13 protein-coding genes are annotated in these 12,393 nt (G+C 58.8%); 12 read left to right on the top strand and 1 reads right to left on the bottom strand.

The window, feature by feature from the left end:
- The first annotated feature begins 85 nt into the window (after positions 1-85).
- From RSE16_13095 to RSE16_13085, 3 genes are all read left to right on the top strand, one after another.
- Positions 86-2,938 carry a helicase-related protein gene (locus tag RSE16_13095; protein ID WRH75628.1) on the top strand — a complete coding sequence of 951 codons (2,853 nt, stop codon included), beginning with the start codon at positions 86-88 and terminating at the stop codon, positions 2,936-2,938.
- Positions 2,939-2,940: 2 nt separating this feature from the next.
- Complete coding sequence (locus tag RSE16_13090; GenBank protein WRH75627.1) at positions 2,941-3,201, top strand: RNA-binding S4 domain-containing protein; 261 nt, start codon at positions 2,941-2,943, stop codon at positions 3,199-3,201.
- Positions 3,202-3,292: 91 nt separating this feature from the next.
- Positions 3,293-3,631, top strand: coding sequence for a ferredoxin family protein (locus tag RSE16_13085; protein ID WRH75626.1), 339 nt, complete (start codon positions 3,293-3,295; stop codon positions 3,629-3,631).
- A 31-nt stretch (positions 3,632-3,662) separates the two neighbouring features.
- Here the strand turns inward: RSE16_13085 and radC are convergent, their stop codons facing one another.
- On the bottom strand, positions 3,663-4,358 hold the full coding sequence (gene radC, locus RSE16_13080) for a DNA repair protein RadC (GenBank protein WRH75625.1): 696 nt from the start codon (positions 4,356-4,358) through the stop codon (positions 3,663-3,665).
- A 58-nt stretch (positions 4,359-4,416) separates the two neighbouring features.
- Between radC and RSE16_13075 the strand changes: the two genes are divergently transcribed.
- The 9 genes from RSE16_13075 (at position 4,417) to RSE16_13035 (ending at position 12,332) form a co-directional block, all read left to right on the top strand.
- Positions 4,417-7,557: a YdbH domain-containing protein gene (locus RSE16_13075; GenBank protein WRH75624.1), complete on the top strand. Its 3,141-nt coding sequence runs from the start codon at positions 4,417-4,419 to the stop codon at positions 7,555-7,557.
- A 68-nt stretch (positions 7,558-7,625) separates the two neighbouring features.
- Positions 7,626-7,853: a YnbE family lipoprotein gene (locus RSE16_13070; GenBank protein ID WRH75623.1), complete on the top strand. Its 228-nt coding sequence runs from the start codon at positions 7,626-7,628 to the stop codon at positions 7,851-7,853.
- Positions 7,853-8,254, top strand: coding sequence for a YdbL family protein (locus RSE16_13065; protein WRH75622.1), 402 nt, complete (start codon positions 7,853-7,855; stop codon positions 8,252-8,254). Before RSE16_13070 ends, RSE16_13065 begins: the two co-directional genes overlap by 1 nt.
- 113 nt (positions 8,255-8,367) lie before the next feature.
- The gene (locus RSE16_13060; GenBank protein WRH75621.1) at positions 8,368-9,480 is read left to right on the top strand and encodes a 2OG-Fe(II) oxygenase; all 1,113 of its coding nucleotides are present in this window, start codon (positions 8,368-8,370) and stop codon (positions 9,478-9,480) included.
- 164 nt (positions 9,481-9,644) lie between these two features.
- Positions 9,645-9,962, top strand: a complete 318-nt coding sequence (locus tag RSE16_13055; GenBank protein ID WRH75620.1) for an AtpZ/AtpI family protein — start codon at positions 9,645-9,647, stop codon at positions 9,960-9,962.
- A 115-nt stretch (positions 9,963-10,077) separates the two neighbouring features.
- Entirely contained in the window at positions 10,078-10,833 is a 756-nt protein-coding gene (locus tag RSE16_13050; GenBank protein ID WRH77360.1) for a F0F1 ATP synthase subunit A, read from the top strand.
- Positions 10,834-10,888: 55 nt separating this feature from the next.
- Positions 10,889-11,116 carry a F0F1 ATP synthase subunit C gene (locus RSE16_13045; protein WRH75619.1) on the top strand — a complete coding sequence of 76 codons (228 nt, stop codon included), beginning with the start codon at positions 10,889-10,891 and terminating at the stop codon, positions 11,114-11,116.
- 98 nt (positions 11,117-11,214) lie between these two features.
- Complete coding sequence (locus tag RSE16_13040; GenBank protein ID WRH75618.1) at positions 11,215-11,703, top strand: ATPase; 489 nt, start codon at positions 11,215-11,217, stop codon at positions 11,701-11,703.
- Entirely contained in the window at positions 11,703-12,332 is a 630-nt protein-coding gene (locus tag RSE16_13035; protein WRH75617.1) for a F0F1 ATP synthase subunit B, read from the top strand. Before RSE16_13040 ends, RSE16_13035 begins: the two co-directional genes overlap by 1 nt.
- Positions 12,333-12,393: the final 61 nt, after the last annotated feature.

Below are 12,393 nucleotides of genomic sequence, written 5' to 3'. Positions count from 1 at the left end.
TTGCAACCATTTATGGTCTGCCCCGGGCGTGCCAAAACAATCGGCACTGGCAGCTTCAAACAACCGCTGTTAGGCACCGCGCACAATGTCCTCCCCCCAAGCCCCGATCAAAGCAGTCCTCGGCCCGACTAATACCGGCAAGACGCATCTTGCGGTCGAGCGGCTGTGCGCGCATTCCAGCGGTGTGATGGGGTTTCCGTTGCGCCTGCTGGCGCGGGAGATTTATGATCGGGTGGTCGCGATCAAGGGACCCAAGGAGGTCGCGCTGATCACCGGCGAGGAGCGAATCGAACCGCCGGGCGCACGCTGGTATTTGTGCACCGCCGAATCAATGCCGGTGGAACGCCAGTTCGCCTTTGCCGCGCTCGACGAGGCGCAAATCGGGGCCGATCCTGAGCGCGGGCATATCTTTACGGACCGGATGCTGCATGTGCGCGGCCGCGAGGAAACGATGATATTGGGATCAGAGGCGCTTCGCCCGATGGTGAAGGCTTTGCTGCCCGATGCCGAGATCATCTCGCGTCCACGCTTTTCGACATTGAGCTATGCTGGCCCCAAAAAGCTGTCCCGCCTTCCGCCGCGTTCGGCAATCGTCGCCTTTTCTGTAGAGCAGGTTTATGCGGTAGCCGAACTGCTGCGCCGATTGCGCGGCGGCGCGGCGGTGGTGATGGGCGCGCTATCCCCGCGCACGCGCAACGCACAGGTGGCGATGTTCCAGTCGGGAGAGGTCGATTATCTGGTGGCGACTGATGCCATCGGAATGGGTCTCAATCTTGATGTTCAACACATTGCCTTTGCAGGTCTTTCCAAATTTGATGGACATCGCACACGACGCCTGACCGTATCGGAAATGGCGCAGATTGCAGGGCGGGCCGGCCGTCATCAGCGCGATGGCACCTTCGGTACTGTCGCTGGCGAGGCGGGCGAGATGACCGCAGAGGAATTGCTGGCGATCGAGGGACACAATTTCCCCGCGCTCGACTGGATGTACTGGCGAGAGGCAGCGCCCCGCTTTTCAAGCCTGTCGCAATTGATCGCCGATCTTGAGGCAAAGCCAGACGGGCCGCCGCTGCGCGCCGCGCCAGAAGCGATCGACCTTGCCGTGTTGAAACGGCTTGCAGAAATGTCGCAGGTCACCGCAAAGCTTGCTGGCCCGAAAAGCGTTGCCCGGCTTTGGGAGGTCGCAAGCCTTCCGGACTTTCGCCAGACCGGAGCCGAACATCATAGCCGTTTTGTCGCGTCCTTGTGGGAACATCTGGTGGGCGGTGTGCTTCCCCATAGCTATGTGGCTGGAGAACTGGCGCGGCTCGATACCATCCAAGGAGATGTCGATACGCTGTCGGCGCGGATCGCGGCGGTGCGCACATGGTCTTACGTCGCGCATCGCGGCGACTGGGTGGCTGATCCGGTCGCCATGGCCGAGCGGACAAGGGCGCTTGAAGAAAAGCTGTCCGATGCGTTGCACAATGCGCTTCGTCAGCGTTTTGTAGACCGGCGGACATCGATTCTGCTACGTAAGGCGACGCGCGACGATGCCCTTTTGCCGGTGGAGGTCGATGCCGATAATCAGGTTTTTGTTGACGGCGAACATATTGGCGCGCTTGACGGCTTCGCTTTCAAGGTCGATCCGTTGGCGAGGGTTGGGGAACGTAAACTGTTGCTTGCAGCCGCTGAGCGGCATCTGGCAGCATATTTGAAACAAAGGGCGAGGGCGGTGGCAATGGCCGAAACGCAGGAATTTTCACTCGAACGCGACGCTGAGGGTCGGCCCGCGCTGTTCTGGCAGGGTGCCATGTTGGGGCATCTGGTAAAGGGCCGCAGCCTGTTGCAGCCACTGTTCAAGCCGGTGCGCGCTGTTGCCGGGCTTGAGGGTGAGGACCTGCGTGCTATCGTTGAAAAGGCCGATGGCTGGGTGCAAGCGCAATTGGCAAAGCATATGGGCGGTCTGATCGCGCTGAACCAGCTCGCTGCTGATGCTGCAACCGATGGCGTCGTCCGCGCGCTTGCTGCCCGGCTTGCCGATGCAGGCGGAATTGCAGGGCGGCAATTTCTGGCTGACACATTGACGGCCCTGCCCAAGGAAGCGCGCGGCGCGGCGCGCAAGGCGGGGATAGTCTTCGGCGCGCTCGACGTTTATCATCATGCCATATTGAAGCCGGCGGCCACCCGCTGGCGCGCGGCACTTTTTTCTGCGCTGACTGAAAAGCCGATGCCCGATCTTCCGCCCGAAAGCGCGGTGCATCTGAAGGATTGGGAATTTGCTTCGGCCGCCGACTGCCGGAATGCGGGCTACCGCCGCGTTGGAAGCGAGTATGTCCGTATCGACCTTGCCGAACGTGTAGTTCGTAAGGCGCATGAGACGCGCGGCGACAAGAATGATTTCGGTTTGGACATGGCCTTTGCCACTTCGCTGGGGCTCAGCGAGGAAGGGCTGGAAGCATTGATGCGTGATGCCGGCTTCCGAAAGATGAAGGCACCATCGTTAGAATTGCCTGCAGCGGACGGTGACGATGCAAATGCCGGTGAAGCTGCCGAAACCGCAGCGTCTGATTCTGCCATTGAAGAAGCGCTGGTCTTCGAAGAAGAGGCAGCGGACACCGTCGAAGTACAACAGGATATGCCGCCGGTTATCGAGGCAGAAACCCCCGACAGCCTGCCGGTTTTGGAAACGGATAGCGCCGCAACTGAATTGGCTGCGCCTGTTTCATCGGCAAACCTCACTTATTGGCGCTGGATTGGTATCCGCAAGCCACGGCCGCAAGCATCTCGGCCAGACCAGGGCCAAATGCGCGGCAAGCCGAAGGGCAGGGGCAAGCCCGGCGAGGGGCGCAAGCCGCACGCGCCGCGTGAAAAGGCTCCGCAAACCCGCTCGGCACCCGCTGCTCCTACCGCGCTTGCGTTGCAGCTTGCTGCGCTCAAGGAAAAGATGGGCGGTTAGGCTTGGCGCTCGCTTCGCTGCGGATCGACAAGTTGCTCTGGCATTTGCGCCTGTCGAAATCGCGCAGCCTTGCACAGGTGCTTGTGGCGGAAGGGCATATCCGGTTGAACGGGCGGCGGGTTGAAAAACCCAGCGCTGAGGTGAAAGTTGGCGACGCGCTGACCATTCCCCGAGGTGATGCCGTGCTGGCCATCCGGGTTGTTGCCATCCCGCCGCGCCGTGGCCCCGCATCAGAGGCGCAGGCTTGCTACCTCGAAATTTGATACCTTGGGCAATTTCCCCCGTTGACTTCGCAGCAAAAGAAACAATAGGCACTGGTGCATAAACTGCACCGCTTAGGGGAGATATTGTTCAATGACCTACGTCGTCACTGATGCCTGCATCAAATGCAAATATATGGATTGCGTAGAAGTCTGCCCGGTCGACTGCTTCTATGAAGGCGAGAATATGCTCGTCATCAACCCGAATGAGTGCATCGATTGCGGCGTGTGCGAACCTGAATGTCCGGCAGAAGCAATTCTTCCTGACACCGAAAGCGGCCTCGAACAGTGGCTCGAACTCAATGCGACCTACAGCGCTGAATGGCCGAACATCACCACCAGCCGTGAACCGCCGGCCGATGCCGACGAATTCAAGGGCGTTGATGGCAAGTTTGACAAATATTTCTCGACCGAGCCCGGTCAAGGCGACTGATATAGCGGTGCAATAACGGTGCGGCCTGCGGTTAAAGCAGGCCCGCGCTGCGCAGACTGGTTATCCCGTCCTTGCCGATGATCACATGATCGTGAACGGCAATGCCAAGCTTTTTTCCGACATCGATAATTTCGCGGGTCATGGAAATGTCCTGGCGGCTTGGTGCGCTGTCTCCGCTCGGGTGATTGTGCACAAGGATGATTGCCGCTGCGCCCAAGTCGATCGAACGCCTTACGATTTCGCGCGTGTAAATCGGCGCCTGGTCGATCGAACCCTCGCTCGCTATTTCGTCCCGGATCAGCATATTCTTGCTGTTGAGGTACAGCACGCGGACGCGCTCCACGGTAAGATGCGCCATGTCGAGCCGCAGATAATCGAGCAATGCCTGCCAGCTTGAAAGGACGGGCAGTTCGCGCACCGGTTCGGACGCCATCCGCAAGGCGAGCGCCTGCACGATCTTGATCGCAGATACCGCATTTTCGCCGACACCTTTTTGGTGCAGGAGGCTGTAACTGTCGGCGGCAAAAATCGCGGATAGATTGCCATAATGTGCGAGCAATTGTTTCGCGATCGGTTTGGTATCAATCCGGGGAATCGCAAGCATCAGCAGATATTCGAGCAATTCATGATCAAGCAGGGCGTCGCCGCCCTTGCCAAGCAGCCGTTCGCGCAATCGCTCGCGATGGCCTGCGCCATAATGCCCTTCATTTTCGCGTGATGCCGCCATCTCTCTCAGCTTGTCACGTAAATTTGCCGCCGCTTCAAGACATTTGAAGGAATCGCCGTTGCAACAAAGCGGCCTTTGGCGCATTTGTGCAGATATGGAGGACAACCTTCCGGATGCTGGGCCTAAACGGCGCTGGGGCAAGCGCCATGTGTTCGGCACAGTATTGCTTTTCCTGGTGATATTGTTGCTGGCGGCTTGGTGGCAACGCACCGACATTGCGGACCGGTTCGTCCAGGGGCAGCTTGAACAATATGATGTCCGGGCAAGTTACGAGATTCAGGACATTGGCTTTCGCACGCAACGGCTGCGCAACGTGGTGCTGGGCGATCCTGCAAATCCTGACCTGACGGCAAAAGCCGTAGAGATCGACACCGTTATCGGCTTTGGCCAGCCGCGCTTATCGGCCATTCGTGCCAATGGCGTCCGCCTGCGGGGCAGAGTGGTCGACGGGCAACTGCGCCTAGGCGAACTCGACAAGTTCCGTGATCTGGAAAGCAAGGAACCGATCAGCATTCCCGATATCAGTTTGGGACTGCGTGATGCAATTGCATCATTGGAGACGTCATGGGGCGGCGTGGGCATCGCCGCCCAGGGCAGCGGCCATTTGCGCAGCCGTTTCGACGGAAGGCTATGGGTGCGATCGCCGCAGCTAGGCGGCGGTGGCTGCACGGCCAAGCGCCTGCGCTATGACGGGAAGGTAAGCATCCGCAACGCCCGTCCGGCATTTGAGGGGGCGGCCAGCGCTGCCCGTGCGGATTGTCCAGATCAAGATCTGGCAGCAATGGCGCCTGCTTTTGCCGGTAAGGTCCAGTTTACCGAATCCTTCGACCGCTGGCTGGGGGATGTCGGCGTTGCGGCGACGTCGATCCGGTCAGACGATATGAGGGCGAGCGAGCTTTTGGCACGCCTTGATTTTGATGGGAGCGCCCGCCGCACGCGCTATGCAATCGATCTTGACCAGCTGGCATTGCACATGCCCGAACTTTCCGTGCGAACCGTGTCCGGCAAAGCCGAGGGTATGTTGGTGAGTGGCAAGGCAGGGATGCAGATTTCGGCGCGCGGCTCTGCCGCATTAGAAGGGGCTGCACTGTCGCCTGCCATGCTCCCTGCAACAGCCAGTCTGGTCGACGGCACAAGCGCGACGCCCATCGGGCCGGTTGTTGCGCGGCTTGCGCCGGCGTTGCAGCGCGCTGCCTCTGCTTTTGACGCGACCCTTGGATTTGATCTGGCAGCGGGGCCTGATGGTTCCACAGCCCGGCTCGAAAAGCTGTTCGTGCGATCGCAAAGCGGGGCGACTCTGCGTCAACAGGGCAGTTTTGCGATGTCGGGTGGCAATGCAGTCGAACCCTTTGCAATCGGTTTGCGCGGCGGTGATCTCCCAACAGGTGACCTCAGTCTGCGACAGCGCGGAAGCGGCTGGCAAGGAACGCTCGCGCTTCAGTCCTATGATGCGCGAGGGGGCAGTTTTGCCATACCGGCCTTGGCCTTCAGCAGTGAGGCAGGCGGTACCTGGCGCTTTTCCGGGCAGGCGACCATGACCGGGCCCTTGCTGGGTGGTCGGATCAGCGGGCTCAGCCTGCCGGTGAGCGGCACATTTGCCGGAGGCGTTCTGGCGATGAATGGCAGTTGCACAGATGTCCGTTACCAGGGGCTTGAAACGGGTGCGTTGCGCTTACCCGCTGGCCGGTTGCGCGCCTGTCCCGAGCGTGGGTCGATGCTGCGGGTTGGAGGCGGGCAAACAAAGTTCGCGCTTAACATCCCGAGGCTTTCGGTCGTCGGCACTTTGGGTTCATCGCCGCTGCGCGCCAGTGGCAGCGCGATCAGTTTCGATCTCGACCGGGGCTTTGCTGCCAATCAGGTCGCGGTCGATTTGGGGGTGAGCGAAAGTTTGAGCCGATTTACCGTCGCGCGGATTGATGGACGTATGACAGGTGACGGCGTGGCCGGCAGCTTAATCGGCGGTGCAGGGCAGATAGGCAATGTGCCGCTGCTGATCGGCGAAACCGAAGGGCAATGGCGTTGGCAGGATGGCGTGCTAGGCCTGGATGCAACGTTGTTCGTCTCGGATGCCGCTGAAGTTGATCGGTTTAACCGGTTGCGCGTACCCAATTTCCAACTGACGCTGGCCGACAATAAGATCGTGGCGATTGGTGATCTGGCCGAGCCTGAAAGCAGCGTTACCGTGGCCAATGCCCAGATCCAGCATGATTTGGGAAATAGCATTGGCAATGCGCTGCTGTCGGTCGATAACTTGCAGTTCAATGACCGGTTGCAGCCCGAACAGATCACGCCGCTGACATTGGGCAGCATTGCAAATGTCCAAGGGCGGCTGAGCGGTGATGGTCGGATCGATTGGAATGGTGAGGCCGTGACCAGCTCGGGGCGCTTCACGGTCGAGCGCACCGATCTTGCTGCAGCCTTTGGGCCTGTCGACGGGCTTAGCACCGAAATTGCCTTTACCGATCTGCTGGGAATGGTCACCGCGCCGGGGCAGGTGGCGCGGATAGCATTGGTCAATCCCGGCATTCCGGCGTTTGATGGCGTGATCCGTTACCAGTTGCTGCCCGATCAGAAGGTGAAGATAGAGGAGGGGCGCTGGCCTTTTTATGGAGGCGAACTGATCCTTGAACCGACGATCCTTGACTTCGATGTAGAGGCAAAGCGCGAGCTGACCTTCCGGATGGTGGGGCTCGACGCGGAAAAATTTCTTGGTAATTATGACATTGAAAATCTGCGGGTTGCGGGCGTGTTTGACGGCACTCTTCCAATGGTCTTCGACCAGGAAGGCGGACGCATCGTCGGCGGCTGGCTGGTATCGCGTCCGGGCGGTGGCGAACTCAGCTATCTCGGCGAGATCAGCTATAAAGATATGGGCGTCATGGCCAACTTTGCCTTTGATGCTCTGCGATCAATTCGCTTTGAAGAAATGCAGATTGGCGTCGATGGCAATTTGGGCGGTGAGGTGGTGACTGAAGTGCGTTTCCGTGGGCTGCAACAGGGCAGTCTTGCGAAGCGCAACTATATCACCCGCCAGCTGGCTAAGCTGCCAATCGAATTTAATGTGCGTATTGCCGCCGAATTCCTCTCGCTCATCGCAAATCTCCGTTCTGTCTATGACGGGGAATATGCGGCGCAGCGTTTTGGCAGTCAGGTTCTCGATGCCGCGCCGGTGACCGGAGAGGAGGCGCCGCCTAAATGATCGAATCTCATCAGGTGATAGGGAGGCGCGATTCCCTGTTCAGCATCGCGAAAGCGGAAGGGGTGCATATGTTCAACAGATTGACGGCCGGTCGCAATGGTGCGATTCGGTCTATCATGAAGAAAGGCTTCTTTCTGCTGCCCTTGACGGGTTTGGTTCTCGCCGGTTGCGTGCAGGTCACTGCGCCTGACAAACCGATCGTGATCAACCTGAACATCGCGATCCGGCAAGACGTTCTCGTCAAGCTGGATGCACCGTCGAAAAAGCTGGTGGAAGAGAATGAGGAAGTGTTCTGATGGCCATGAGTGAAAAGATGCGGGACAGGTTGGAAATGCTTCTTGCCGCCATCCTGATCGGCGCAACCGCGACAAGCGCGGTGCATGCGCAGCGCGACCCAGCCTATCAGCAGGCGCGCAGCGAGGGGCTCGTTGGTGAAAAGACCGACGGCTATCTGGGTTTTGTCGTGCCGCCGACGCCTGCAATCAAGGCACTGGTTGATGACATCAACATCAAGCGCAAGGAACTCTACACCGAGCAGGCCGTGGCAAATGGTTCGACGGTGGAGGAGTTCGCCTTTACCAATGGTTGCCGCCTGATCCGTGAACGTACGGTTCCCGGTGAGAAATATCAGGCACCTGATCGCAGTTGGAAAACCCGCGATTCCAGCCCGCCGGCGCTTGATCCGCGATGCCCGTAATCGGAAGGCGTGTCTCGGCCTGTCAGCCTGATGGTCTAACCCTTTAGGTAGAATTGTGCACCGATCAGACGTGCGCATAATCGCCCCTTCGGCCTAGCTGGAGGGGCGTTTTCATGGAGGCAGTTGATCGCGCAAAAGAACGGGTAATGCCGCCGCGTCCGGGGCAGCCCATTCCATGGTTCAAGGCACCAATTCTGGATGGCAATGCCAATTATGCCATCAGCACCGCGGCCGGCCGTCCGATGCTGTTCCTTCTCTTTGGTAGCGCGACCGACCCGCGAGCGCGAGCTGCGCTTGACGTTATGTTGCGCCATGCTGACATGTTCGATGACCAGAATTGCTGTTTTTACGGCGTCACCGTCGACCCACAGGATGCCGCGCAGAAACGCGTCGTGCCGCGTATCCCGGGCATTCGCTACTTCATCGATTATGACCGCAGCCTGAGTATTTTGCTCGGTGCGTTGAGCCACGCAGAACCGTCGCATTACAAACCGCAATGGCTGGTGCTTGATCGCCAGTTGCGGCTGGTTGGTCGTTATCGGTTGGACGAACAGGATCGTGCCTTTGCCAATTTGCGCATGCAAATCGCACGGGCGGCCGAGGATAGCTGGGCACCAGTCCTTGAAGTGCCAAATGTTCTGGAACATGGACTCTGCGACCAATTGGTCGAACTTTATCACGGACATGGCGGCGTAGATTCGGGATTCATGCGGGATATTGACGGCAAGACCGTACAGATTATCGATCATGGCCATAAGCGGCGCAGCGACGTTATCATCGAAGATCCCACGCTTCGGGACCGGTTGCAGTCCCGCATCCATGACCGAGTGAACCCCATGATCGCGCGTGCCTTTCAGTTCGAGGTTACGCGGATGGAGCGATATCTGGTCGCATGTTATGATGCCGAAAGCGGCGGTCATTTTCGGCCGCATCGCGACAATACGACCAAGGGCACCGCGCATCGGCGTTTTGCGGTCACGATCAATCTCAACACCGGCGAATATGAAGGCGGTGGATTGGTCTTTCCCGAATTTGGACAGCGCGCCTATGTCGCGCCTAAAGGTGGGGCGATTGTCTTTTCTTGTTCGCTGCTCCATCAAGCATTGCCCGTTACCAGCGGGCAGCGCTTTGCATTCCTGCCTTTTCTCTATGATGAGGCCGGCGCCAAGGTGCGCCAGGCGAACAATGCCTTTCTGGGGGAGGGTGTCGGCGCCTATTCGATGTAGTGCGGGTAGGATGTGGCCGCGTTGCAGCGACTCCAAAATACTGCGTCGCAACAAAAGCCATCGCGGCTGGTTGACTTGGCCCGTGGTGCCGCCTAAAGCGCCGGTGCCTTGGCGGGGTTGGCTCGGTACCAAGCGGATCTCCCCATTTAAAATGGAGGATTTGCATGGCTTCCAACGATCCCGCGCAGGATGGCAACGGCAAAAATGACCCTCGGCTCGATTCGTTAGACATGCAGCTGAGACAGGTCAGGAAGGCCGAGGCGGAAAGAACGGGCTCAGATGTGCCCCCGGCCAAAGGAATGCGGCAGGGAAATCGCGTCTTAACCGAACTGATCGCCGGTCCTGCGGGTGGTGCCCTTGTCGGCTGGTTGTTCGACCAGTTGTTGGATACCGCGCCAGCGCTTCTGTTGGTCTGCATGTTCCTTGGAATAGCGGTCGCCTTCAGGAATATTTACAGGATTTCGCAGGAGCGTCCGGAATAACACCCTTGGTGTTTGGTTGGGCGCTTCGGTTATATTGACGCGGCCCCGCTTTCGGGGCTTTTGGTATAAGCAGGGTTGGCAAAAAGTGGCAGGCGAAAGCGGCAAAATCGATCCGATGCACCAGTTCCAGATTGAGCCGATCGCTCAATTGCAACTTGGCCAGTTCGACATTTCCTTCACCAACTCCTCGCTGTTCATGCTGGTCGTGCTCGCCGCGATCTGGATTTTCATGGCTGGCGGCATGAAGCGTGACCTTGTGCCTGGCCGCTGGCAGATGGCAGTCGAAGGTGTCACTGGCTTCATCAACAACATGATGAGCTCGAGCATCGGTCCCGAGGGCAAGAAATATGTCCCGCTCGTATTCTCGCTGTTCATGTTCATCCTCTTCGCCAACTTCATGGGCATGATGCCCATCGGTATCGTTCCCGGCGCGCATGCCTTTACCGTGACCAGCCATTTGACAGTCACTGCGGTACTCGCGCTGCTCAGCTTTGGTACCGTTCTGGTCGTCGGTTTCTGGCGCCATGGCCTCCATTTCTTCAGCCTGTTTGTTCCGCATGGCACGCCCTGGTGGCTGCTGTGGCTGATCCCGCTGATCGAACTGTTCTCGTTTCTCATCCGTCCGTTCAGCCTCGCGCTTCGACTGTTCGTCGCAATGACCGCAGGTCACGTTCTGATGAAGGTTCTCGCAGGCTTTGTGATCAACGGCCTCAATGCAGAGGCGCTGTGGGTTGCACCGCTTGTCGCCCTGCCTTCGTTCATCCTGATGATCGGCATCACCCTGCTCGAACTGCTGGTGTGCGCGATCCAGGCCTATGTCTTTGCGCTTTTGACCTCGCTCTACATTAATGACGCGGTCAATCTGCACTGATTGAATTTCCAAGAGTTTTTTCAACATAATCTGAATTTTGACAGGAGTTAGTAAAATGGAAGCAGAAGCAGCAAAATTGATCGGCGCCGGTCTCGCAGCTATCGGTGCAGGCCTTGCAGCTGGCGGCGTTGGTAACGTCTTCGGTTCGTTCCTTCAGGGCGCGCTGCGCAACCCCGCGGCTGCTGACAGCCAGCAGGGCCGCCTGTTCATCGGCTTCGCCGCTGCCGAGCTTCTCGGCCTGCTGGCGTTCGTCGTTGCGATGATCCTGATCTTCGTCGCCTAATTTCGAGCTTAGGGGAGGACACCCCGGCGCATTGACGCCGGGGGCACCCCCCCTGATCTTTTAAGTATCCGAAACCCTCCTTCAAGCGAGCGGAATCAATGCCTCAGATTGCCCAGATTCTGGAAACCTATGCGTCGCAGTTTTTCTGGCTGCTGCTGGTTTTCGGCCTACTTTATTTCGTGATCGGCCGTGGCATGGTGTCAAAGATTGATGCCAATGTCGAAGCTCGTGACCGGAAAATCGCCGAAGACCTGGCTGCTGCCGAAAAGGCACGGGCCGAGGCAGAAGGTTTGGTTGCCGGAGGTGGCGATGCCCTGAATGCTGCGCGCAGTGATGCGCAGGCCAAGGCAGCTAAGGCGAAGGCCAAGGGTGCCAAGGAGGCGGAGGCCCGTCTCTCAAAGGCGGACGAGGAGATTTCGGCAAAGCTTGCCGCAGCCGAAACCAGCCTCGCCAAGGCGCGGGATAAGGCAATGGCAGGCATTGAAACTGTCGCAGCTGAAGCGGCAGCAGACATTGTTGCCAAGGTATCGGGTGCAAAAGTCAGCGCTGCGCAGGCAGCGTCTGCAGTGAAAGCGGTAATGAGCTGATGACACAGGCTGCAGCCCCCAATGCAATGGCCGCCGAAAAGGCCATTATCGATGACACGACGGTGGATGGCGCTCCGGTCGAACAGACCGCGACTGAAAAGACGCACGCCACGACCGAAGTGCCTGGTGCGGAAGCCCATGCAAAGCCCAAGGCGCTCGGCCTTGACGCGACCATGTGGGTCGCGGTCGCAATGCTTGTTGTGATCGGCCTTGCTATCTGGAAGAAAGTGCCAGCCATGATTGGCGCGGCACTTGACAGTCAGATCGCCGCCATCAAGGCGCAACTCGATCAGGCGACCAATCTTCGCAAGGAAGCCGAAGCCATCAAGTCGGAATATGAAGCGCGGGCCAAACAGGCCGCTGCTGATGCCGAAGCGATGAAAGCCCATGCAGAGGAAGAGGCTAAGGCCATCATTTCCAAAGCAAAGGCCGATGCGACCGCGTTGATCGCACGCCGCACCCAGTCAGCCGAAGACAAGATCGCCGCTGCAGAGCGCGCTGCTGTTGCAGACGTCCGCGCTTCGGCTGCCCAGGCCGCAGCTGCCGCAGCTGCCGCGCTGATCGCAGTCCATCATGATGCGAAGACCGATGCGAACCTGGTGAACGAAACGATCGCCAAGTTGAACTGAGCTTATACGCTTCCCGATTGCGGGAGGGATTGAAAGGGCGCGCCTCGCAAGGGACGCGCCT

This window comes from Sphingobium sp., from assembly GCA_035196065.1.
GTDB lineage: Bacteria > Pseudomonadota > Alphaproteobacteria > Sphingomonadales > Sphingomonadaceae > Sphingorhabdus_B > Sphingorhabdus_B rara.
This window is presented reverse-complemented; position numbering and strand designations above follow the sequence as displayed.